Genomic DNA, 23,862 nt, shown 5'->3' with positions numbered 1-23,862 from the left:
AGCGCGCGATAAGATTTGCGCTATGAATGATACAGCGAATCTAAGGCCCAAGACACGAGAGGTCGATGCGACACCATACGCGGCGTCGCTCATCGAGGGTCATCGGGACTTTGGCTACAGCCTCGAGACAGCACTCGCCGACATTATCGACAACGCCATCACCGCGGGCGCGCGAACAGTTGAACTGATCGCCGACACCGTTGCGAACGAACCTTGGATTGCGCTGGCAGATGACGGTTCAGGCATGACGGAGGCCGAACTGGTCGAAGCTATGCGTCTCGGTTCGAAGAATCCGACCGACGAGCGCGAGGCCGAAGACCTCGGTCGTTTCGGCCTCGGCCTCAAGAGTGCCAGCTTCTCGCAGTGCCGAAGTCTGACGGTTCTGACGCGACAGGACGGTCGAACATCTTGCGCGCGCTGGGACTTAGATCGCGTTGCGAAACGGAACGACTGGAGCCTCGAACTCATTGACAATCCGGAAGTCGTGACGGGTCATGACCTTCTTGCGGAGACCGGAACGGTTGTCATCTGGGAAAAACTCGATCGCTTGAGTGGCGGCTATACGCATGACCGCGCGAAACGGGCCGAGCACATGAATTCGGAGCTGTCCCGCGCAGAGCATCATCTGCGCTTGGTGTTTCATCGCTTCTTGGAGGGTGCCAAGCCACGGCTGAAACTGTCACTCAACGGTCGCCAGCTGAAACCCAACGATCCCATGGCAACGTCACATGCCGCCACGCAGAAGGACCCGGAGGAAGTCCTTCGCCTGCGTCAGGGTGACGTCCTGATCAGATGCCATACGCTTCCCCATCACAAGCGGATGAGCCGGGAAGAGTGGGAAGAAATTGGCGGTCCGGAGGGCCATCTGAAGGCTCAGGGCCTGTATGTCTACCGCGAGAAACGTCTCATCATCGCGGGCGGATGGCTTGGTCTCGCACGCCAGACCGAACTTTCGAAACTCTGCCGGATCGCTGTCGATATCCCGAACACGATGGATGCAGAGTGGAAGATCGACGTCAAGAAGGCCTCGGCCCAGCTTCCGCCGGTGGTGCGTGAGCGCCTGAAGAAGGTGGTAGAAAGGTTCGTTGGCACATCCAAACGCACCTATCGCAGCCGAGGCCAGAAGTTAGTCGATGAAGCGCGGTTTCCGATCTGGAATCGCGTGCAGAAGGATGGGCAGATCGTCTTCCGGCCCAACCTGGAGCACCCGGTCTTTCAAACCTATGCCGAGCAGCTGCCAGAAGAGCTGCGAGAGGGTTTCGAGCGCTGCCTGCGCATTGTCGGTTCAGGTCTGCCGATCGAGACGTTGCACGCTGAACTCGTCGGGAACGCGGAAGCGGTCACGGCTGACGAGACCTCGGCTGCTGATCTGGAAGAGCTCATATATTCTCTTGCAGTCAATCTAGTGGAAAATGGCATGTCCACTGACGCCCTAATTGATACAATGAAAAATTATGCGTTCTTGCGTTCGAAATGGGATAGCGTTGAGCCAATTCTACAGAAATTTCTTGCCGAGGCTGAGTAATGAGAAATGCATTTGAGAAGCTAAAAAACACCGTTGAAATGGATCTTTTTGACAGTCCGAGAATGACTGGGGAGGAATTGCGCGCCTATATTTCCGACCTAAACATCTTGCACGCGCGTAGAAATCCTCCAGGGGTGACTGATGACGAAATCGAGCTGATCGCCAAAGAAATTGAGGCCAAGGAGGGTATCAAAGCGGGCCTAGGTGCAGTCGTTGACAGCGAGGACTTCGAACCGTGGCTTGATGATGCCAAACCATCTATCGAGCCGTTCTACTGGAAACGCTATCAGAAACTGCTTCTGCAGAACGGCCTTCCCAAGGACGTCGTGATTTCGACAGATAAGGTCACAGACAAGATCCTCAGTCGCTTGGGAAACCCTGACAAACAGGTGCCGTGGGATCGGCGTGGCATGGTGGTTGGCCACGTCCAAAGCGGAAAGACCGCCAATTATACAGGCCTGATCTGCAAGGCGGCTGATGCAGGGTACAGGCTGATTATCGTTATTGCGGGTATTCACAACAACCTTCGAAACCAGACACAGGCCCGGATCGACGAGGGTTTCATCGGTCGCGATACCGGGAAGTCCCAGGAAACCAAGAAGGGCGGGGCAAAACACATCATTGGTGTCGGCCATTTCGACCCGAATAACACCCCTGTCAGCCTCACCAACACGCTAAGGGACTTCAACAAGGCCACGGCTTCCACGAACACGAGCGAGATCGACTCCTACAAGGTACCTGTCGTCCTCGTGATCAAGAAGAACCACCGCACGCTCGCCAACTTGCTCGACTGGCTAAAGGACAACAGCGCGAGCGGCGATCAGGAGATGATCGACCAGCCGATGCTGCTGATTGATGACGAAGCAGACAACGCTTCGATCAATACGAAGTACGGCAAGAAGCTTGTCACCACGATCAATGGGCAGATTCGCGACCTGCTGAACATGTTCCATCGGAGTTGTTATGTCGGGTACACGGCAACGCCGTTTGCCAACATCTTCATCGACCCCGATCAGGACGACGAGATGTACAATGAAGACCTCTTTCCAAGGGATTTCATCATCGGCTTGGACGCACCCACTAACTACTTCGGCCCGACCAAGATTTTCGTGGATGGGCTGCCGGAGGAAGGCGATCCAACCTGGCTTAGGTACATCACCGACAACGAGGATATTCTGCCGGTCAAGCACAAGATCGATCACGAACTTGATGCACTGCCGTCTTCCCTGACGCGAGCATTACGCGCTTTCTTGTTGGCAAGGACCATTAGGAATATGCGTGGCCAGAAACGATCGCATTGCTCGATGCTTGTAAACGCGAGCCGTTTCACCGCTGTGCAAGGTCGCCTCCGAAATCGCCTTCACGAAACGCTCGAGCGGATTCAGAATTCTGTTCGGATCAACGCGAGCCGAGGCGCTGCCGCATTGAATGATCCGGAGATTGCCGCACTGCATGGTGTCTGGCGGGAAGAGTACCCCGACGTGGAATTCAACTGGCCCTCCATCCAGTCGGAACTTCTTGATGCAATCGCATCCGCCAAGATCGTCGAGGTAAACAGCCGCGCTAATGATCTGGACTATTCGAACTCCGGAGATCGGGGCCAGACCGTTGTTGCCGTCGGTGGGTTCTCGTTATCACGCGGGCTGACGCTGGAGGGCCTGACCGTCACCTGGTTCCTGCGCAACACCATGATGTACGACACACTTATGCAAATGGGACGGTGGTTCGGCTACCGGGGCGGCTATGAGGACCTTTGCCGCATATGGATGCCCAAGGACGCAATCGACTGGTATGCATTCATCGCAAACGCCGCTGAGGAACTTCATGACGAGCTGAGTACAATGGAAAAGGCCAAGGCAACACCACGCATGTTTGGCTTGGCCGTTCGGAGCCATCCGGCTTCTTTGCTAGTGACTGCACGCAACAAAATGGGTTCAGGCCAGAAAGTTACCATGCGTATCGGGCTATCAAACAAGTTTGTTGAAACTGCAAAAGTCAGCGTCCTAAAGAAGGACATAATCGCAAATATTGAAGTGGCTAAGAGACTGGTTGTGCGTCTTTTTTCTGGGGCATTTCCAGACGAAGCCACTCCTTGGGGGAAGCTGATTAGGGACGTGCCAGTCAGCGCAATAGATGAGTTCTTAGCGGGCTGGCGTAATGAGGAGAGAAGCGTAACAACGGACCCAAGAATCGTTCGAAGCTATATTCGTCCAAGACGAGCAGACCAACTGAAACTGTGGGACGTCCTTATTCCAAGTCTCGATGGCGATGATACGACTGATATACTCGGGACCCCGATTGTCCCGGCAAACCGTTCCGTTGACCTAAATGACCTTGCTCACGATTTCATGTCGTTCAGCGGCAAGGCCATGAGAGTTGCATCGCGCGGCATTGAAAAGGCTGGCGTTGATCCAGCGCGTGCAGCAGAGGTGGAACGCAACTACCGCCAAAAGAAAGGCTTGGCAGTTGGCGAAAGAGCGAACTTTCCGGACAAGGAATACCGAAAGGTCAGAGAGCGTGGCCTCTTGATTTTACATTTTGTTAAAGCAAAGCGTCCGTCAGAAGATACATTAGACGAGAACTCTCGCAAATTAGCCGCTAAGATTCCTTCTCAGCCTGTAGTTGCTTGGGGAATGAGCCTGCCAGAATCTCTCTACGATGACGAGGGTGAAGAGTTCATTGTCAACTCCATAAAGTTCAGGGAACTCTTCGGTGGAGATGACGAAGACGATGATCAGGAGGCAGCACTTGAAGCCTCATGATCCTTGGGAAAGACTGGACCCTGACGAAGCCAAGCGGGTCGATGTTGCAGGCCGTTTCGATTTCTTCTGGGTGGTGCTGGAAGCAGGCATGCCGGGCCTAATGCTGAGACTGCCAGGCCTGCCGCAACCACTGCCCCGCTTGCCGAAGTTGAAGAACCTTGTCGCATCCTTCCGACCTGTATCAGGTGGGTCGGCATTCGTTCTCGGCCTCAAGGAGCGAAGTCAGGTCGAGATATTCGAAACCCTTTGCCGGGATGTCGTTGAGGCCGGAGAGGCAGGTGCGGATCGCGACGAGGCGCTCGTCAGAGCGCTGCAACGCACACGGCGATGGTATCACCTTCTGCGTGGCGGAAAGACAAATGGGTTGTCCGTTGAAGAGCAGCGGGGGCTTGTGGGCGAGTTGGCCTTCCTTCGGGACCTTGTGCCCGCATTCGGCCCAGAGACTGCAATCGAGGCCTGGACCGGCCCGACCGGCTCGGCGAAGGACTTCGAGCTCATCGGAAGCTGCGTCGAGGTGAAGGCAAGGCGGGTGGCCGCAAAGCCGTTCGTAGCCATTTCGTCCGAAGACCAGCTTGCGGACGTCGAAGGGAGCCGCCTGTGCCTGCGTGTGGTCAATGTGGCGTCGGCCGTCCTGCCGGAAGGTCAGAGTCTGCATGATCACGTGCGAATGACGGCCGAGATGTTCGAAGAAGACGGCGCGGCCTTCGAAGTGTGGGAGGAAACACTGTTTTCCACAGGTTATGATCCCGAGAATAACTATGACGATCGAAGATGGCTTTTTGGTACTACGAGCGATTACGAAGTGACTGCAGGTTTCCCCCGGATTTCTGCGCCTCTTGCGCCGGGCGTGGAGAATGTCCGGTATGCGATTGCTCTCGATGCATGCGAACCGTTCAGACTGGAAGATGACCTGATCGACGTGATCCGGAAAGGACTTGAGCATGAGTAATCTCGAAGAATTTCATCACGAGTTCATCGCCGATATCCAGGGCGATGCCGACGTCCTTGGACTTGTCACGGTCGAGGCGTTTTTCGAGAAGGTTGGCGAGTTGCTTACCGAGTCTGGGGAATTGGACGGTGCCAACAGGGCGTTTTTCGAAGGCGGCGGCGCTAGCAATCCCATGCGGATCGACGGCTATGGCGGGGATCCAAGAGATGGCGACGGTGTCCTGAGCCTAGTGTTGTGCGACTTCGAGCTTTCCGACGAGGTGCGCGTTCAGAACAAGGGTCAGATCCAGCGCCTTCTGCAGCGGCTTTATAGGTTCGTTGTTTCAAGTTTGAAGGCCAATTTCCGCGAGCAATTGGAAGAGACCAGTGCCGGGTTCGGCGTTGCCGACCTCATCGCCACGACGTGGAAGGATGTCGAGAAGGTCAAACTGATAATCGTGACTAACGCAGACTTTCGCGCCCGCGCCGATGCGGCGAACGTGAAGGATCTTGATAGCAGGCCGGTCACCCTTAGTGTCTGGGACCTGAAGCGCCTGAAGCAATACATGGAGCAGGGGCAGGCGCGGGCGAACCTGATCATCGATTTCGACAAGGATTTCGGCGGCAGCGTTCCCCTTCTTGCGGCTTCCGGAAGCGACAGTGCGCTCGAAAGTTACCTTGCGGTCATTCCCGGAAAGCAGTTGGCGGACATCTACGACAAGTGGGGACCGCGCTTGCTCGAAGCCAACGTCCGAAGCTTTCTTCAGGCACGCGGTAAGGTGAACCAGGGCATTCGCAATACGATCCGCGATGAACCGCACATGTTCTTTTCCTACAACAACGGCCTCAGTGCGACGGCCGACGCGATCGAGATGGAGCAGACCGATCAGGGCCTCCAACTGGTGCGAGCGGATAATCTGCAGATTGTCAACGGCGGTCAGACAACGGCCTCACTACACGCGTCGCGGAAGGCGTTCGCCGAGCAGTTGGAACGTGTTCACGTCCAGATGAAGCTGACCATTGTGCCGCGCGAACAATCCGAACTCGTCGTTCCGCGAATCTCGGAATACGCGAACAGCCAGAACAAGGTGAACGCGGCAGACTTCTTCGCCAACCATCCCTTCCACATTCGTACGGAAGAGCTGTCGCGCAAGGTCCTGGCGCGGGGAGAAGACGGGTATCGGGACACCAAATGGTTCTACGAGCGCGCGAGGGGGCAATATGCCGACGAACGTGGGCGAAGGACCATTGCGGAGCGCAAGAGCTTCGATGCCGAATTCCCTCGATCTCAGTTCCTGACGAAGACCGACCTTGCCAAGTTCGAGAACACTTGGGCCTGCATTCCGCATATCGTGAGCCTTGGAGCACAAAAAAACTTCGCAGAATTTGCCAAGCACATCGGCAAGCGATGGGGTTCCGAAGGAGCGGCGTTCGATGAGCTCTGGTTCAAGCGCATGATCGCAAAGGCCATCATCTTCCGGGCCACCGAGAAACTGGTCTCGGGCGCGGATTGGTATGAGGGAGGCTACCGCGCCAATATTGTGACCTACGCGATTTCCAAGCTCGTTCATGATGCTGAAGAGCGGGATAAGGTGGTCGATCTGGACGCAGTCTGGCGATACCAGGATGTTTCTTCCGATCTGAAATTGGCGCTTTTGGTTGCTGCTGCCGAAGCCCAGGACGTAATCACGCACCCGCCCGCGGGCGTGCGCAACTTCAGCGAATGGGCGAAGAAGCAGGCCTGCTGGAAATGGCTGGAAGAGCGAGATTTGACCTACCCAGAAGATTTCGATCGTGTCCTGATACCACTGGACCTTGCAAATGAACGTGCGAGAGAGGCGCGCGCGGACAAGGTTGTCGAGACCAGCGTCGAAGCGGAGCTCGAAGTACATCGCCGCGGCGCACCGTTCTGGACAGAGGCTCGAAACTGGGCGCGAGAACGAGGTCTCCTATCGCCGAGAGAAAATGGTGTGCTGGAAACCTGTGCCGCGATCCCGAACAAGATGCCTTCAGACAAGCAATGTGCCATTGCTATGAGTGCGCTCAAGAAACTACAGGACGAAGGCTTTTCAATTGACGTGGGCGCAGGCGCAATATGAAATGACCCGGGAGATCTACAGGTTCAGTGAACCAACTGAGTACGCGCTTCAGGACCTGGAAAACAGGGTGATATTCTGTCAGCACTACTCGGCTTACAGTGATCCATTCGAACTCTGGAGCAACATCTACGAGCGCATTCCCATTCCGAAAGTCGCCAAGGCTGGAAGGAATTGCAGGCAGAAACCCTGATGTATGAAGAAGCTGGCACTGTAGCTGTTAGGATAATGCATGATATCTGGCCGCGTGCCTTTGGAACGAAACCTGCGGAATGGAACTATGAGTGTGAGAGACGCCTGTTGGTGCAAACCGAAAGCACCGACACCGCACCAATCTTTAGGAACTACCTCCGTGAAGCCATTAAAGAAATCATTCTAGGTGAATTGATGCCCTACGAATACACCACACGGGTATTGGCCATAATGAAAAAGCACTACCCCAACGGCCACATAAAAAATGTTCGTCGCGCTCGTGATTGCTACTCACTGGTCATTGACTGATGCTGTTCGTATTGCCTTGAATACTGTTAAGAATTAGCTGAGCGATTTGCCTTGCAAGAAACGGCGGCACCGCGTTTCCTACTTGGACATACTGCTGGGTCCTACTGCCCAGGAACAGGTAGTCGTCGGGGAAGGTCTGCAACCGGGCGGCCTCGCGCACGGTCAGGCTGCGGCACTGCATCGGGTCGGGATGGATGAAGTAATGTCCATCTTTGGAGATATGGCTGGTGACCGTAGTCGCGGCCGCGTCGGCCAGTTGAACTCGAAATCGGTCGTTGAAGACGCCGCTGTGCCAGTTCCGATGAGCCGGGCTCAGCGCGAGAGGAAAATCGGCGGACTTTGGGCTAAAGCCGCGCACAGCTCCGAAGACAGCGGCGAACAAATACCGTCTCAGATCCGACGCCATGTGTCCGCGCGTTTCGTGCTGGGCAATGGCGCGCAGTTCTGGCCGCTCAAGCCAGCGCAGCAATTCATCGTTCGAGGTGCCATAGCCATCTGGCTGGCATGATGCTGTCCGACGGCTCTGCGCTTCCGACTTCATTCCCTTGGCAACGGATGAGAATGCCTCCCGAAGCGGGGCGTTCTCCTTCCCCTTATGGATTTTGGTCAGAAGTTTCGCCGCTTCAATGACCTCTTTTCGCCACGCCGATGAATCGTCCCGACCACGACTAATGCCGCTGCGCAGCTCGGGCATCGTCCCGATCATGTCGCTGACCGTTCGCGTCAAACCCGAAACGGCAATCTCGGCGCGCGCAGCCCTTCCAGAAAGGTCTGATCGAATTCCGACGATGAACACTCTGTGGCGCCGTTGTGGGACCCCGAACTCCTCGGCCCGCACAATGAAATCCGACGGTCGCACTGCTTCCTGCAGACTGGCTTTTCCATCTTCTACTTGAACAGTCCGCAGCTCGTAGTGATGACCGTGGCCGGTACAGAGCGAGGACAAATCCTCCATGAGCATCTCGAACACAAGTCGGCTTTCGACCGTTGAGGACAGCATGCCCTTGACGTTCTCCATCACGAAGGCAGCGGGACGAAGCCTGTCGAGCACGCGGATATACTCGCGGAACAGATAGTGGCGCTCATCCTCCTCGGGGACATAGCCGACCTTTCCCCTCGACCGTGCGCGCCCGACCAGGGAATAAGCCTGACAGGGCGGTCCGCCGATCAGAATCGTATCGTCATGGTTTTTGCGAAGCTTCGCGATGGCACCGTCAATCGCCGTCGCAGCTGCCTCAGTGCCGAGCTCAAGTGCACGAGCCTCATCAATGGCAAGCTGCCACGCTTCGGCGTCGACTGCTGACCAATCCGGCTCGGAGACAAGCCCCGCGTGGAAATCGATGAATTGATCGGGCAAGGTGCCGTGAAGTGCCCGGTATTCACGCAGGAATGCGCGCAGCATCAGCGTGCGATGTGCCGACGCCTCTTTCTCGACCGAGATGCCGATTCGGAACGGCGCATGTCCGTCCTCGACCAGGGAAGCAAATCCCTCGCCGAGTCCGCCTGGACCGGCGAACAGATCGACAATGCCGAAAGTGGCTGACAAATCAGGCTCCTGACGAAATTCTTCAGTTGGTGTATACTAGGTTCCAGATCGAAGACCAGGGTGCACGTGACCGATATCGTAGGCAAACAGACCCGCTCCCGGATGATGGCCGGGATCAAGGGGAAGGACACGAAGCCCGAACTGGTGCTTCGGCGGGCACTTCATGCGCGCGGCTTCCGTTATCGGCTGCATTCGAAAAATGTCCCCGGGCGACCTGACCTTGTGTTTTCAAAGCATCACGCAATCGTCTTCGTACATGGCTGCTTCTGGCATCGCCATGAGGGCTGTCGTTACACAACCACTCCATCGACGCGTCCAGAGTTCTGGCTAACCAAGTTTGACGCGAACGTTGCACGGGACAGGTCGGTGCACGATCAGCTGCTTGATGCTGGCTGGCGTGTGGCAACAGTCTGGGAGTGCGCGCTCAGGAGACCCGAGGAGACTGCATGGGCAGCCAATCTCTTGGCCGCATGGCTCCGCAGCAGTGCTGCCGAAATCCAAATTGGGAATGCAGATGTCATCGCCGACGAAAATAAAGGATGATGTTTTTCAAGCTGATTGAAATTCCGATCCCAGTTCCAAGTGGCCGAAGGAGACTGGCGTCGAAGTCAATTTTCGACCCTCGAAATAAAAACAATAAAACATCTACTTACAAGCTATTCACTAAATCGGCGCAGTCATGAGGTCTGGAGAATATCGGCGCTGGGAGACTGCTTCCGGCCCTCCCGGCACATGGGCTGGTGCACAGCCCTTCCCGCACAACCCTCGAAAACAACAAAAAAATCCGGCCGCAGCCGGATCTGGAGAACGTTTTCGCGAGGGCAAGTGGCCGGGGGGGGATTCGCACTGGCGAGCCATTCGTGAAGCGTCTGAACCAGAATGAACCGTTCCTTATTTCCCAAAACTTAATCGGGCTGAAGGCACCGTAGTGAATAAAAAGCAGTGGGGAGGACATCCAAAATATGGTGTAGTGGGTGGCTGTGCATCCTGAACGTCGCGCCCCCCCCCGCGCCGGAGTCTTGCTCGCAACCCGGACACCAGCCGGACACGGAGAAATCCCAAACGCAAAAAACCACCCGAAGGTGGCCGCTAACGTATTGATTATGTGATGTCATTTTTGGTTGCGGGAGTAGGATTTGAACCTACGACCTTCAGGTTATGAGCCTGACGAGCTACCGGGCTGCTCCATCCCGCGACAATGTCGAACAACCCCTACCTAATAGGGTTAAGCGGTGGGTGCAATGGCAATATGACTATTTATTTCAGTATTTTCTACAATCGCAGACCATTCCCCAATTTCATCCCAAACATCAGGCGGGCAGAGACGGCAATCAGGAGGGCCCGATCATAAAACAGGAGACATTCCGCGCTTGCAGGCGCCGGCAAGCAAGATCGGCGGTGTCACGCGACATGCCCATGAAATTTGCATCGAACCCGCGCGGAGACTGCACAACCTTGCGCAATGTCCCCTCCAGCGTGGTCATTTCGGCGAGCGCCGTGCGCAGCAATACTCTTTCCGCTTGATACCGGCTGCCGTAGCGTCCGACATTAATGCCCCAGTGCTGTCCCCCCGACGTCGACACCCGGGTGACGATTTCTTGTTGTGCCTCGTGCTGAGGTGCATTGAGCTGCGGCGGGTCGGGTTCGGTGGCCGCGACGGCGGGTTCGGCAAAGGCCAAAACCAGATTCTCGGGGCGGGCGGCGGGGCGGCGATCTGGCACCGATTCATCAACCGACCCCATGGCCACGTCAAGCCCTTCGGATATCGCGGCTTTTATGATTGCTTCGTCCTGTGCTGCGGCTGCGGCGGCGGCGATCGCCATCAGCACGGGCTCTTGATCGGCCCGCATCTGGGGGCGCGGGCTTTTTTGCACAGCGCTGACAACGCGAATGGTCTTGCCGGCTGGGCCGGGGGTCGCGGTATTGCCGACATAGGCGGGACGATTCGGTTTTTGCACCGGCGCGCGATTGGGCGAACGGCGAAAGCCGAGATCAAGCAACTCGGCCACCTTTGCGTTGCGCGAGGCCGTCGACTTCCCTCCAAAAACGGTGGCTATGACACGCTTGCCGCCTCGCTCTGCCGAAGCCACAAGATTGAAACCCGCCGCATTGGTATATCCGGTCTTGATGCCATCTGCTCCGGCATAACTGGACAGCAACCGACGATTGGTATGGCTGACTTTTCTGATCCCGGCATCTGCAGTGCGCCGTGAAAACAAATTATAGTATTGCGGATAATCATAAAGCACATGACGGCCCAGAATCGTCATGTCCCGCGCGGTGGAGAGATGGCCACTTTGCGTCAGACCATGAGCGTTCTTAAACGTCGTCTGCGTCATCCCCATCATTTTGGCAGTGCGATTCATGCGCGCAGCAAAGGCAGCTTCTGACCCGCTGATTGCTTCGCCTATGGCGGTGGCGGCATCGTTGGCGGATCTCACTGCAGCCGCCCGGATCAGATAGCGTAAGGCGATACGCTGTCCAGATTTCAGCCCCAGCTTCGACGGCGGCTCGGCGGCGGCTTTGCGCGAAATCGTTACCCTGTCGTCAAGCGATATCTCGCCATTTTGCACGGCCTCGAAGGCGATATAAAGTGTCATCATCTTGGTCAGGGAGGCCGGATGCAACCGGGTTTCAGCATTCGCAGAATGCAGCACCTCACCCGTGCGCGCATCAATTACATAAGCGGCATACGGGGCCGCCATTGCACTGAGCGGCAAAAGGATAAGCAGCCAGATTGCGGTGAAAACATAGAGCCACAACCGGACCGGACTACTGCGCCGAACCTTCACGATATCTGCCTTTGTCTGCCTCATGGCCGCTGGTTTTCCAGCTGACACATTTATTGTGAAAAATGCTAACATAGGGGGCGCGCAAAATAAACATGGTTTTATAGCTTGTTACCGGCAGCTTTTCGCGCTGGTCACAACATATGCGCCTCTGGCCTGCACAGGCCCCAACGGCTGCGATGCTGTCAACAATTGAGAGAGGATTTACGCCATAAGTTATCACTTTGAGGTATCATCTACCTCGCCAGATCAGGGTGCGAACCACCTCACAGGGCAATGTGACCCTGTTGTTCTGGACGCTGCTGGCGCGTTTGCGAAGAAAGAGCGCCGTCGGTTTTCAAAAATTTATAGCGTGTTGCGTTTGCTTGGATCCAAGGATTCACCTGGGACATAAGGCAGCATTTGCGCAACAAATGCGTTCATAGACCGGATGAGAGCGATTGAATGCGTCATGATTTAGGTTCCGGGCCGCGGACCACAGCCGCTTCGGTACTCTTTCAGAATCCTGCAAGAAGGTTATATTGATTGTACAAACGAAACTTAGTGGAACCGGATAGGCGTGATGTTGCTTCAGTCTTGGATGATGTCTGACAGACCCGATGGCGAGGATGGTGATGGGGCGGTGGTTCTTGAAACCCGCACCAAAACCAAACGCCCGCCGCTCTACAAAGTTCTGTTGCTGAATGACGATTATACGCCCATGGAATTCGTCGTTCATGTGCTTGAGCGATTTTTCGGGATGTCGCACGCGCAAGCCTTCGAAATCATGCTTACCGTCCACCAACGGGGATTGGCCGTTGTCGGTGTGTTCACGCACGAAATTGCCGAAACCAAGGTGGGGCAGGTCATGGATTTCGCGCGCCGACATCAACACCCTTTGCAGTGCACTATGGAAAAAGAGGACTGAGGTGCGTCGGCTTCCTTCCAGAGGCGCTGAACTGCGTGATGTGCGGCTGTGATCGGGCGAGACGCCGCAAATTGTGTTTTGGATGAAAACCGAAGCCCTATAGGAGACGTCTCATGTCCGCCCGTTTGACTCTCGCATTGGAGGCGGGCGGGCTGGCGCTGCCCGAAACCGGCACGATCAGCGTTCTGTCGCCAACATCCACAACCGATCTGTCCGCTCTGCCTCGTGACCGGGTCCAGATCGTTGCGCCCTTCAAGCCTTGTTTCGATTTCTTCAAAGCGCAGGGGTTCGATTGCGTGGCACAGAGCGATTCGCCCTGCGCGATGGCGATTGTCAGCCTGCCCCGCGCCAAGGCACAGGCGCGAAAGCTGATTGCCGATGCGTCAATCCGCAGCTCCGGGCTGGTTGTGGTCGATGGCGCCAAAACCGACGGCATCGATAGCATCCTGAAAGAATTGCGCAAACTTCTAGAGGTCGGAGCCCCGCTGTCCAAGGCGCATGGTAAAATCTTCTGGTTCCGTGCCGAACCCGAGGCCCTGTCGGATTGGCGCCCGCCCGCACAATCCGAGGCAGACGGGTTCGCAACCGCTCCGGGGGTGTTTTCGGCGGACAGCATTGATCCGGCCTCGCAACTGCTCGCCAATTTTCTGCCCAAACGGCAATTGGGTCGGCAGGTGGTCGATCTGGGCGCAGGCTGGGGCTATTTGGGGCTTCAGGCATTGGGCGCGCCGCAGGTCAAAGCGGTGGATTTTGTCGAAGCCGACCGTGTGGCGCTGGAATGTGCCCGGCTAAATGTGCCCGACCCGCGCGCACGGTTTCATTGGGCCGATGCCACCCGGTGGACCGCAGAAGGGGTCATCGATTCGGTCATCATGAACCCACCATTTCACATCGGCCGACAGGCGGAACCGGAGCTTGGCCGTGCCTTTATCGCCGCCGCCGAGCGTATCCTATCACCTTCTGGTCAATTGTGGATGGTGGCAAACCGCCACCTGCCCTATGAAGCCGCACTTGAGAAACATTTTCGGCGGGTGCAAGAAACCGCCGGCGATACGCGTTTCAAAGTGCTGCATGCCACAAGGCCGCGTCGGGTGCGCTGATCGCAGCTCGGACGCCTATCACGGAGAGCGAGCATGACTTTTTCTATTGCGGGCAAGACCGCCATCGTTACCGGCGCCGCCAATGGTATCGGGCTGGCTATCGGTAAGCAATTCGTTGAACATGGCGCCAATGTAATGTTCGCAGATATCGACGAGAAACGACTGGCCGAAGAATTGGGAACGCAGGCAGACGAAAGCAACGTCCAGTATTTCGCCGGGGATCTGCGAGAAAAGCTGGCAATTGCCAATCTGCTGTCGGCAACGCTGGACGCTTTCGATCAGGTCGACATTCTGATCAACGGCGCGCGGGAGGTGGTCCCGTCGGACCCGCTTGATCCCGAGGACGGCTCGGTCATGGAACTGTTGAACCAGAACTTGATGCCGGCGCTGCGGTTGAGCCAGTTGGTCGCGCGGCGGATGATGAAAGATGCGAATGCGGAACAAGCGGCGCCGGCTGGATCGATCGTCAACCTTAGCTCCATCGCTGCGCGGCGCACTCATCCCGATTTGCTTGCCTATTCCGTCAGTTCCGCGGCTCTGGACCAGATGACACGGTCGCTCGCGGTTGCGCTTGCGCCGCACCGTATCCGCGTGAACGCGGTCGCTTTCGGATCGGTCATGAGCGCGTCGTTGAAAACGACCTTGCGTGAAAACCAAGAATATCGACAGGATATCGAAGAACATACGCCGCTGAACCGGATCGCCTCTCCCGGCGAACTGGCCGAGACGGTACAATTTTTGGCCTCGGATGCGGCAGGCTTCATGACCGGGCAGATCTTGACGCTGGATGGCGGGCGCACGCTGCTTGATCCCGTTGCGGCACCCGCCCATTGAGACGGATCGTCCGTCGCATCTGCTGTAACGAGGGGCCTGCCCCTCGTGCTCCCCGTGGTATTTGAACCCAGAAAGAAGCTATCGACATCAGGGTTTGGGGTGGTGGTCCCACTCATCCGACAGGATACGGCGAGCGTCGCCCTCTGGGTCATCATATTGGTTAGAACGCACGGTATAGATGAATGCGGCCAGCCCAAGCCCGCCCAGAAAGAGCGAAATCGGGATCAACCAGCTGAGAACCAACATGCGTTTACTTTAACCTCAGCGCGTTCAAAGATACGATTATCGACGATATGGACATGGCAAGCGCTGCAATCAACGGGGTGGCATAGCCCGCGGCAGCCAAAGGCACCGCCATTATATTATAAAACGTCGCAATCTGAAAGTTCTCGCGGATACGCTTCGTGCCCCGCTTGGCGGTGACACAAGATTCGGCAATCGGCGTGAGGTCACGGCCCAACAGCACAATGTCCGATGCGACGCGCGCTGCATCAAGCGCTGACGCCGGCGAAATCGAGACATGCGCCGCCGTCAGCGCCGCAGTATCGTTAAGTCCGTCGCCGACCATGAGGACGCGCCGCCCCTGTTCCGTCAGTTCTGCAATCCGTGCAGCCTTGTCTTCTGGCAGTGCCTCGGCCTGCCAGTCAGCAATGCCAAGCCGGGTGGCAAGTATTTCGACCGGTTTGGTGTTGTCACCCGAAATGAGGAGGACATGCTTGCTCTGTGCCTGCAATTTCTGCACGGCCTGTTCGGCACCAACTCGGAGCGCGTCGGTAAAGCGAAATGCCTGCGGCGCGGCCCCATCGCCCACAGACAGATACGCGGCCGTTTGATCGCCCTGCTCGGCCCCGACCCAGCTCGCACGCCCAAGGCGGACCCGGCGACCTTGCCATGTTGCTTCGGTGCCATACCCGGGAACTTCCGCGATGTCCTGCAACTGCGCCGGGGCTGTCCCGATGGCCTGGGCCGCTTCGGCAATCGACATTGACAGAGGGTGCGATGACCCTCGTGCCAAAGCAAATGCGACCGCAAGCGTCTGGGGCTGAAACTCGTGCAGATTGGTCAGTTCCGGCGTGCCTTCGGTCAGCGTGCCGGTCTTGTCGAAAACCACAGTATCGACCTCAGCCAGACGCTCAAGCGCGGTCGCGTGCTTGATAAGTAACCCGCGCCGGAACAGGCGTCCTGACGCCGCAGTGGTGACCGCAGGCACCGCCAGACCCAGCGCGCAGGGGCAAGTGATGATCAGCACCGCCGCCGCGATATTCAGAGCAGTGCGCAAATCAAAGCTATAGACATACCATCCCACAAACGCCAAGGCGGCAAGGATATGCACCCCCGGGGCATAAAGCTTCGCCGCCTGATCAGCCAAGGACGTATAGCGCGACCGCCCGGATTCGGCGATGGCCACCAGATCGGCCATACGATGCAGGGAGGTGTCCTGCCCAACGGCGCTGGCGCGGATGGTCAGGGGACCGGTCAGATTGACCTCGCCGGCGCTGGCAGCGCGGCCGGGCTCGGCAAAAACCGGCAACGTTTCACCGGTCAGCAGCGATCGATCCAGTTCCGAGCGCCCCTCGGTGATGACCCCATCGACCGGCATGCGCCCGCCCGGACGCACGCGAATTAGATCCCCGACAGCCAGTTCCGCCACCGGGATATCGCGTTCGCCGGTTTCCGTGACAAGACTGGCGCGCGGCACCTCAAGTGCAGCCAATTCCTCGGCGGCGGAGCGGGCCACAGCACGGGTGCGGTGATCCAGATACCGGCCGATCAGCAGGAAGAAGGTCAGCGTCAGTGCCGCATCAAAATAGGCGTGCTGGCCCGACAGGGCAGTTTCCCAAAGCGATGTCACCAGTGCCAACAGGATCGCCAATGTGATCGGCACATCCATGTTCAGCCGCCGCACCGAAAGCGCGGCCCAAGCGTTGCGAAAAAAAGGCCGGGCCGAAAAGGCAATGGTCGGAATGGTGATCGCTGCAGAAATCCAGTGAAACAGGTCGCGGGTGGCCTCCCCTGCCCCGGCCCAGACAGAAACCGACAACAGCATGACATTCATCGAGGCGAACCCAGCCACGGCCAGTCGCATCAGCAGGTCGCGCCCGGTGCGGTCGGTCTCGGTAGCCCGCAACGCCCCCGTGTCCAGTTCATGGGCCTCGTAGCCCAACCCCGCGAGCACATCGACAAGATCCGGCGCCGTCAGAGCGGGTTCGGCGTCTACCATGACCCGTTTGAGGGTCAGGTTTACCCGTGCGCTATGCACTCCCGGATGCGCGGCCAGACCATTTTCGACCGCCGATATACAGGCCTGACAATGGATCGTGGGCAGCGACAACGCGATCCGCGCGTCCTTGGGGGTCTCGGCGGCGGGCTCCATCGGCGTGGCCAGACACCCGGGGCAAGCGGCGGCAGAAGCAGGCATGTGCGCGGTCATCGGCTTTACCTTTTCACATGCAAGACAACGCGCTGGGTAAATTCGGTTCCGTCTTGCGCGTGGGCCACCATGCGGATGTTCCAGTTGCCGGCACCCAGTTCGACGGGGGCGACATAGGCCGCACCGTCAAACTGGAAATCGGGCGTTATGTCATCGCGCACATGGGTCGCTCGTCCCAGAGTAGCAGAAAGATCGGCAAGCTGTACTGGCGATCCGCCAGCGTCGGTAATTGACAAACTGACCAGCCCGCCCTGTGCAGTGGCCTGCACCGTCCAATCCAGCGCCTCTTGTGCAGCCAGGCGGTTGTTGAATTCCTGACTGGCAACATAGGTATTCTCAACCTCAAGCCCCGGAAAGGTCTTCACTGCGCTATAGGCCATCATAAGATTGACGCCGATGATCAGCGCAAAAGCGCCACCGAAAACGATTGCGGCATGGCGCCCGGTAAATTTTCGTTCTGCCATGGTTCAGTTGCCTTTCCCGTTAAACGTGCTGGCCTTCTCGGCGTGTTCCCCATTGCTCAGATCTTCGACCCGGAACTGCACTTCGGTGCGGCTGGTCTCGGCGGGGCCGGTTCCCGGTGGCGCAACCACATATACACGCTGCAGAAGTGCCGTGTCTGCAGGAACCTCAACGATATTCTTGGGCACGCCCTCAAGATGGATCGCGAAGGCAGGATCACCCGAGACCGTCAATTCAAACGGGCGGGCATCGCCGTTCTTGTTCAGCAGCCGGACATCATAGGTGTTGCGGATCGTACCATCAGACATGGTGACAAAGGTCGGATTGCGGATCGGCGCGACGCTCATCTCGATATGCGGTCGAATATACAGCGCGAACAGCAGGCCAAAGCCGACCAGCGACCACAAGACCGTATACATCACGGTGCGCGGCCGAAGGAGGATTTTCCAGACCGGCCGGGGCTTAGCACCGGCACGTTCACGGCCTTCGTCTGACAGCGCCATATAATCGATCAAGCCGCGCGGTTTGCCGATCCGCTCCATGACGTCGTCACAGGCGTCAATACATAGTGCGCAGGTGATGCATTCGAGTTGCTGGCCGTCGCGGATATCGATGCCCATCGGGCAAACATTGACGCAAGCCATGCAATCAATGCAATCGCCTTGTTCAGCTCCCGCCGCAACCTCATCGGAATGTTTGCGGGGTTCACCGCGCCATTCGCGATAGGCCACGACCAGCGTATCCTCATCCATCATCGCGGCCTGAATGCGCGGCCATGGGCAGGCATAGATACAGATCTGTTCTCGCGCGAAGCCGCCAAAAATGAAAGTCGTCGCCGTGAGAATCGCGATAGTGGTATAAGCGATCGGATGGGCGTTCAGCGTGAACAGATCGACCAGAAGCGTCGGCGCGTCGGTGAAATAGAATACCCAAGCCCCGCCGGTGGCCACGGCGATCAGTAACCAACTGGTCCATTTGGCCATGCGCAGCCGGAATTTGCGGAAATCCCATTTTTCTTGACGATGCAGGCGCAGCCGCGCGTTGCGGTCACCCTCGATCCAGCGTTCGACCAAAATGAAAAGGTCGGTCCAGACAGTTTGCGGGCAAGTATACCCGCACCACACGCGCCCCCATGCCGAGGTAAAGAGGAACAATCCCAGACCCGCCATGATCAACAATCCGGCGACAAAATAGAACTCGTGGGGCCAGATCTCGACCCAGAAGAAATAGAACCGGCGATTGGCCAGATCCAGCAAAACCGCCTGATCCGGAAGACTTGGGCCACGGTCCCAGCGGAGCCAAGGTGTGATGTAGTAAATGCCCAGCGTCACCACGAGGATGACCCATTTCAGGTTGCGAAATGGCCCCGCTACGCGTCGCGGAAATATCGGTTCCTGCGCTGAATACAGCGAAGGGGCGGTATCGGAATCGCTCAAGGACTCACTCCATTAAGGCCGTCGTCCGGCCTTGTCACAGAGCCAACCCGTTCAAGCATTGATCTGGGTCAACAGCACATCGGGCAAGCATGTTTGTCGTTGGGCTTAAATTGACCCTTTATGCGTCGGGTGCAAGGCCATGACCGGGGGGGTGGACGAAGGGTCGCATGCCGTAGGCAGGGTTGCGGGTTTTGCTTGGAAACTCGGCTTTGACCGAAATCAGATCCGCGTCCATAATGGGTTTAAGGACAAGGGGAAAAACCATTTCGGACCCGAAGCCAAACCGCAAGGCCCTAAGCGCTGCCGAAATCGGCGCTGTCTCGCATCTGTATCGCGGCGAGGTCTATCGCAGCACGATTTGGCGCACCCGGCTGGACACCACAACCAATTGGGCAGTCGTCACGCTGGGTATCGCGCTTTCGATCTCGTTCGCATCGCCCAACGCCTCCCCCTTGCCCCTTATCCTTGTAGGGATTTTGATCATTCTTTTTCTGATGCTGGAGGCCAGGCGCTACCGGTACTTCAATGTCTGGCGCGCCCGCGCAAGATGGATCGAAACGCACTTCTATGCACCGCTTTTGCATGACGGCGATCTGCAACTGGAAGAGAACTGGCAAAAGACACTGGCACGCGACTATGAGAAGCCAACCTATCATGTGGATTTCATGACAGCCGTAGGGCGACGTATCCGGCGCAATTACCTGTGGATACTATTGATCCAGACGGTGGCCTATATCGGCAAACTCGTGGTGCATCCCAGTCCGGTCGAAAGCCTGCAACAGGTCGTAAATCGTGCCGATATAGGGCCAATCCCCGGTCTGCTCGTCTTGGCAATTGGCACATTCTATGTCGCAAGCTGGATCGGAATTTCGATCTGGAGCGTTCGGACCGATGCCGCGCGCGCTCGGTCACGTCGTAGCGGTAGCGGGATGGGCTGAGATGCAAACGGCCCCGAACCTGCGTTGGGTCCGGGGCCGATGAGGTATTGCAGCGTCGTGGATCTATTCGCCGCCGCCCAATTGGTGGACATAGGTCGAAACAGCCCGAATTTGCGCTTCGGTCAAACGCTCTTCCCACGACGGCATGACGCCAAAGCGGCTGTAAGTCACGGTCTCCATCAGCGTGTCGTAATCTCCACCATAGAGCCAGATTGCATTGCCAAGATTGGGCGCACCCTGCATCCGATCTCCGGTGGCGTCCTCCATGTGACACGCAGCGCAATTGTCCATGTACACCTCCCGACCTGCATCGACCTGTGACGGATCCTGCGGTGTTCCGGTCAACGACATCACATAATTGACCACCTGCTCGATCTCCTCTTTGTCGAGGAATTCGCCAAAGGAAGGCATTTGTGACCAGCGCGCATCAGGGTCTTCTTCGTTGCGTATGCCGTGGCGAACCGTTGTATAGATCGACTCGATATCGCCGCCCCACAGCCAGTCGTCGTCGAGCAGGTTGGGATATCCTGGTGCCCCCGCCGCGCCCGAGCCGTGACACTGTGCACACCAGGTCCGGAACACCGCGCCCCCGGCCTGGACGGCATAGTTATTAAGGTCGGGATCGCTGGAAATATCGCTCAGCTCGGAGGATTCCAGCCGCGCGTTGATCGCCTCGTTGGCCTCGTTCACCGCAGCGATTTCTTTGGCAACCTCTCCGCGCGTGGACCAGCCCAGCACACCTTCCGTCGCGCGGTTTACCATCGGCCAGGCCGGATAGGCGATAGAGTAGCCGATCGCCCAAATAATCGTCGCGTAAAAGGTCCACAACCACCAACGCGGCATCGGGTTATTGAATTCCTCGATACCATCCCAGCTGTGGCCGGTCGTTTCGGGATCGCCCTTTTGCTTGTTACTCATTTTTTCCCCTCCTCCTCGGAGTTCTCGCCCTCGTCCGTCGTAGCGTCAGAGGGTTTGTCTTCGTGCCGAAACGGGATGTTGGCCGTGTCGTCATAGGTCTTTTTGCTGCCCGGGCGGAACACCCAGAAAACAACACCGACGAAAAAGACGAACAACAGCAACAACATCCAGCTGTCAGCGAATTGACGCAGGACGGAATATGTTTCCGTGTCTGGATTCATGATGTTCCCTAGCGGCTGGCATCCGGCGTGAAGGTCGAGAAATCAACCAATGTGCCGAGCATTTGAAGATAGGCAATCATCGCGTCCATCTCGGAGACGCCCGGTGCCCCATCGAAATTGCGGACCTGTGTGTTCGGATAGCGCTCTTGCAATCCGCCATAGTCGCTATCGGGATCCGCTTGCGCCATGAAATCGGCGGCCGCATGTTCGATCATTTCATCGGTATACGGCACTCCAACCGCGCGCTGTGCCTTCAACAGATCGACGATATATGTGGGCTCGATCATACGCCGTTCCAGGAAAGCATATTTCGGCATGATTGATTCCGGCACGACCGATTGCGGATCGCGCAAGTGATCGAGGTGCCATTCATCCGAATAGCGTCCGCCAACGCGCGCCAGATCCGGCCCTGTCCGCTTGGACCCCCACTGGAATGGATGGTCGTACATTGACTCGGCGGCCAGAGAATAATGGCCATAGCGCTCCACCTCGTCGCGCATCGGGCGGATCATTTGGCTGTGACAGGTATAGCAGCCCTCGCGCACATAGATCTCGCGCCCAGTCAGTTCCAGCGGCGTATAGGGGCGCATGCCCTCAACCTTTTCGATGGTGTTCTCAAGATAGAACAGCGGCGTAATCTGCACCAAGCCACCGATCGTCACGACCAGAAAGCTGAAGATCAGCAGCAGCGTCGCGTTGGTCTCGATGATGCGGTGCTTGTCGATGATCGAAAAGCGTTTCCGAGCGGAAGCGGGCTTTGGCGACTTCTGTTCAGTACTCATGTTCCGGGCCCTCCTTATTCAGCCAGGACCGGGGTGGCGAGGCTGGCCTCTTTGGCCGGTGCCCGCCGCACAGTCATCCACAGGTTGTAGCACATGATGATGCCGCCCATCAGGTAGAGCACCCCGCCCAGACCGCGGACCACATACATCGGGAATTTGGCCGATACCGTGTCGGCGAACGAATTCACAAGGAAACCGTTGGCGTCAACTTCGCGCCACATCAGACCCTCCATAATACCGGTCACCCACATCGACGCCGCGTAAAGAACGATGCCGATCGTGGCCAACCAGAAATGCCAAGACACCAGTGTCAGGGAATACAGGCGCTCACGTTTCCACAGCACAGGTACAAGGAAGTACAATGCGCCAAATGTGATCATGCCGTTCCAACCCAGCGCGCCGGAGTGGACATGCCCGATGGTCCAGTCGGTATAATGCGACAGCGCATTGACCGCGCGGATCGACATCATCGGCCCCTCGAAAGTTGCCATGCCGTAGAACCCGACCGCGATCACCATCATCCGGATCACCGGGTCGGTGCGCAGTTTGTCCCACGCGCCCGAAAGCGTCATCAGCCCGTTGATCATGCCGCCCCAGCTGGGCATCCACAACACGATCGAGAACACCATGCCCAGAGTCGTAGCCCAGTCGGGCAGCGCGGTATAATGCAGATGGTGCGGTCCGGCCCAGATATAGAGGAAGATCAGCGCCCAGAAGTGGATGATCGACAGCTTATAACTGTACACCGGACGTTCGGCCTGTTTCGGGATGAAATAATACATCATGCCAAGGAAGCCGGCAGTCAGGAGAAAACCGACGGCGTTATGTCCGTACCACCATTGCGTCATGGCATCCTGAACGCCCGAAAACAGCGAGATCGAGCGCGAGCCGAAGATCGAAACCGGCACTGCCATGTTGTTGACCACATGCAACATTGCCACGGTGACGATGAACGACAGATAGAACCAGTTGGCAACGTAGATATGCGGCTCTTTGCGCTTGATGATCGTGCCCAAGAACACCGCCAGATAGGCCATCCACACGATCAACAGCCACAGGTCAACATGCCATTCAGGTTCAGCATATTCGCGCGACTGGGTGGCACCAAACACATAACCTGTCGCGGCCAGCACGATGAACAGCTGATAACCCCAGAACACGAACCAGGCGAGGTTACCGCCCCACAGCCGCGCCGCACTGGTGCGCTGAACCACATAAAAAGATGTGGCAATCAATCCGTTTCCGCCAAAGGCAAAGATCACTGCCGACGTATGCAGGGGACGCAGGCGACCAAAGTTTCCATGCCCGTTCAACCAATCGAAGTTGAGGCCGGGAAACGCCAATTGGAAAGCGATGAACGTGCCAACCAGAAATCCGATGACACCCCAGAAAGCAGTGGCAACGACGCCCGCACGGACAACGCCGTCAAGGTATTCGTCTTGGAGCTGTGGATTGGCCGGCTCATCGGTTTGTCGCAAGGTGTATAGAAATAGCCCACCTGCTGTCAGCATCACGATGATGGCATGCACCAGATAAGCCGTGTCGCGCGCATGGTTGATCGCGATCATCGCAAACAGCGTGATCAGACCAAGCGCGACAAGCTTGATGTAATTCGACATTCTACGTCCCTCTGTCGTCTCCCGTGCGATGTGTCGCACCGGATCTTTTGACTGTTTGCTCCATGCAG

Annotated in this window: 20 protein-coding genes and 1 tRNA gene; 10 read left to right on the top strand and 11 right to left on the bottom strand. The window is 57.2% G+C overall.

Going from position 1 to position 23,862, the window contains the following annotated elements; translation table 11 throughout:
- Window positions 1-22 precede the first annotated feature (22 nt).
- The 5 genes from JAO82_RS10740 (at window position 23) to JAO82_RS10720 (ending at window position 7,811) form a co-directional block, all read left to right on the top strand.
- Window positions 23-1,525: an ATP-binding protein gene (locus JAO82_RS10740; RefSeq protein ID WP_198686381.1), complete on the top strand. Its 1,503-nt coding sequence runs from the start codon at window positions 23-25 to the stop codon at window positions 1,523-1,525.
- On the top strand, window positions 1,525-4,287 hold the full coding sequence (locus tag JAO82_RS10735) for a Z1 domain-containing protein (RefSeq protein WP_232897348.1): 2,763 nt from the start codon (window positions 1,525-1,527) through the stop codon (window positions 4,285-4,287). The genes JAO82_RS10740 and JAO82_RS10735 overlap by 1 nt, the downstream gene beginning before the upstream one ends.
- Window positions 4,244-5,236, top strand: a complete 993-nt coding sequence (locus tag JAO82_RS10730) for a PD-(D/E)XK motif protein (RefSeq protein ID WP_198686380.1) — start codon at window positions 4,244-4,246, stop codon at window positions 5,234-5,236. The genes JAO82_RS10735 and JAO82_RS10730 overlap by 44 nt, the downstream gene beginning before the upstream one ends.
- Window positions 5,229-7,313: an AIPR family protein gene (locus JAO82_RS10725; protein WP_198686379.1), complete on the top strand. Its 2,085-nt coding sequence runs from the start codon at window positions 5,229-5,231 to the stop codon at window positions 7,311-7,313. The genes JAO82_RS10730 and JAO82_RS10725 overlap by 8 nt, the downstream gene beginning before the upstream one ends.
- 189 nt (window positions 7,314-7,502) lie before the next feature.
- A complete protein-coding gene (locus JAO82_RS10720; protein ID WP_198686378.1) occupies window positions 7,503-7,811 on the top strand; it encodes a hypothetical protein in 309 nt (102 codons plus the stop codon).
- On the opposite strand, the gene JAO82_RS10715 is transcribed toward JAO82_RS10720, so the two are convergent.
- Window positions 7,801-9,357 carry a DNA cytosine methyltransferase gene (locus JAO82_RS10715; RefSeq protein ID WP_198686377.1) on the bottom strand — a complete coding sequence of 519 codons (1,557 nt, stop codon included), beginning with the start codon at window positions 9,355-9,357 and terminating at the stop codon, window positions 7,801-7,803. The two genes, JAO82_RS10720 and JAO82_RS10715, sit on opposite strands and share 11 nt — an antisense overlap.
- Window positions 9,358-9,423: 66 nt before the next feature.
- On the opposite strand from JAO82_RS10715, the gene JAO82_RS10710 reads away from it, so the two are divergent.
- Complete coding sequence (locus JAO82_RS10710) at window positions 9,424-9,900, top strand: very short patch repair endonuclease (RefSeq protein WP_198686376.1); 477 nt, start codon at window positions 9,424-9,426, stop codon at window positions 9,898-9,900.
- Window positions 9,901-10,475: 575 nt separating this feature from the next.
- Here JAO82_RS10710 and JAO82_RS10705 read toward each other — a convergent pair.
- Together JAO82_RS10705 and JAO82_RS10700 are read right to left on the bottom strand one after the other, a co-directional pair.
- Window positions 10,476-10,552, bottom strand: a tRNA-Met gene (locus JAO82_RS10705).
- A 136-nt stretch (window positions 10,553-10,688) separates the two neighbouring features.
- Window positions 10,689-12,173: a D-alanyl-D-alanine carboxypeptidase family protein gene (locus JAO82_RS10700; RefSeq protein WP_232897347.1), complete on the bottom strand. Its 1,485-nt coding sequence runs from the start codon at window positions 12,171-12,173 to the stop codon at window positions 10,689-10,691.
- A 535-nt stretch (window positions 12,174-12,708) separates the two neighbouring features.
- Between JAO82_RS10700 and clpS the strand changes: the two genes are divergently transcribed.
- The 3 genes from clpS (at window position 12,709) to JAO82_RS10685 (ending at window position 14,987) form a co-directional block, all read left to right on the top strand.
- Complete coding sequence (gene clpS, locus JAO82_RS10695) at window positions 12,709-13,053, top strand: ATP-dependent Clp protease adapter ClpS (protein ID WP_198686375.1); 345 nt, start codon at window positions 12,709-12,711, stop codon at window positions 13,051-13,053.
- Window positions 13,054-13,166: 113 nt separating this feature from the next.
- Complete coding sequence (locus tag JAO82_RS10690; RefSeq protein ID WP_198686374.1) at window positions 13,167-14,153, top strand: class I SAM-dependent methyltransferase; 987 nt, start codon at window positions 13,167-13,169, stop codon at window positions 14,151-14,153.
- A 33-nt stretch (window positions 14,154-14,186) separates the two neighbouring features.
- The gene (locus JAO82_RS10685; RefSeq protein ID WP_198686373.1) at window positions 14,187-14,987 is read left to right on the top strand and encodes an SDR family NAD(P)-dependent oxidoreductase; all 801 of its coding nucleotides are present in this window, start codon (window positions 14,187-14,189) and stop codon (window positions 14,985-14,987) included.
- Between the two features lie 87 nt (window positions 14,988-15,074).
- Here JAO82_RS10685 and ccoS read toward each other — a convergent pair whose 3' ends face one another.
- From ccoS to ccoG, 4 genes are read right to left on the bottom strand one after another with little or no spacing between them, the layout of a single operon-like run.
- The gene (gene ccoS, locus JAO82_RS10680; protein WP_198686372.1) at window positions 15,075-15,233 is read right to left on the bottom strand and encodes a cbb3-type cytochrome oxidase assembly protein CcoS; all 159 of its coding nucleotides are present in this window, start codon (window positions 15,231-15,233) and stop codon (window positions 15,075-15,077) included.
- A 4-nt stretch (window positions 15,234-15,237) separates the two neighbouring features.
- Window positions 15,238-17,418: a heavy metal translocating P-type ATPase gene (locus JAO82_RS10675; protein ID WP_198686371.1), complete on the bottom strand. Its 2,181-nt coding sequence runs from the start codon at window positions 17,416-17,418 to the stop codon at window positions 15,238-15,240.
- A 5-nt stretch (window positions 17,419-17,423) separates the two neighbouring features.
- Window positions 17,424-17,882 carry a FixH family protein gene (locus JAO82_RS10670; protein ID WP_198686370.1) on the bottom strand — a complete coding sequence of 153 codons (459 nt, stop codon included), beginning with the start codon at window positions 17,880-17,882 and terminating at the stop codon, window positions 17,424-17,426.
- A 3-nt stretch (window positions 17,883-17,885) separates the two neighbouring features.
- Complete coding sequence (ccoG, locus tag JAO82_RS10665) at window positions 17,886-19,316, bottom strand: cytochrome c oxidase accessory protein CcoG (protein WP_198686369.1); 1,431 nt, start codon at window positions 19,314-19,316, stop codon at window positions 17,886-17,888.
- Between the two features lie 236 nt (window positions 19,317-19,552).
- On the opposite strand from ccoG, the gene JAO82_RS10660 reads away from it, so the two are divergent.
- The gene (locus JAO82_RS10660) at window positions 19,553-20,254 is read left to right on the top strand and encodes a DUF2270 domain-containing protein (protein WP_198686368.1); all 702 of its coding nucleotides are present in this window, start codon (window positions 19,553-19,555) and stop codon (window positions 20,252-20,254) included.
- A 63-nt stretch (window positions 20,255-20,317) separates the two neighbouring features.
- Here JAO82_RS10660 and ccoP read toward each other — a convergent pair whose 3' ends face one another.
- The 4 genes from ccoP to ccoN are packed head-to-tail and all read right to left on the bottom strand — an operon-like array spanning window position 20,318 to window position 23,794.
- Window positions 20,318-21,172 (bottom strand): cytochrome-c oxidase, cbb3-type subunit III, encoded by an 855-nt coding sequence (gene ccoP / locus JAO82_RS10655; protein WP_198686367.1) that lies wholly within the window; start codon window positions 21,170-21,172, stop codon window positions 20,318-20,320.
- On the bottom strand, window positions 21,169-21,393 hold the full coding sequence (locus JAO82_RS10650; protein WP_198686366.1) for a CcoQ/FixQ family Cbb3-type cytochrome c oxidase assembly chaperone: 225 nt from the start codon (window positions 21,391-21,393) through the stop codon (window positions 21,169-21,171). The genes ccoP and JAO82_RS10650 overlap by 4 nt, the downstream gene beginning before the upstream one ends.
- Before the next feature lie 8 nt (window positions 21,394-21,401).
- On the bottom strand, window positions 21,402-22,175 hold the full coding sequence (ccoO, locus tag JAO82_RS10645; protein ID WP_198686365.1) for a cytochrome-c oxidase, cbb3-type subunit II: 774 nt from the start codon (window positions 22,173-22,175) through the stop codon (window positions 21,402-21,404).
- Between the two features lie 14 nt (window positions 22,176-22,189).
- Window positions 22,190-23,794 (bottom strand): cytochrome-c oxidase, cbb3-type subunit I, encoded by a 1,605-nt coding sequence (gene ccoN / locus JAO82_RS10640; RefSeq protein ID WP_198686364.1) that lies wholly within the window; start codon window positions 23,792-23,794, stop codon window positions 22,190-22,192.
- Between the last annotated feature and the right edge of the window lie 68 nt (window positions 23,795-23,862).

The organism is Pontibaca salina (assembly GCF_016307205.1).
In the GTDB taxonomy this organism is placed as follows: domain Bacteria; phylum Pseudomonadota; class Alphaproteobacteria; order Rhodobacterales; family Rhodobacteraceae; genus Pontibaca; species Pontibaca salina.
This window is presented reverse-complemented; position numbering and strand designations above follow the sequence as displayed.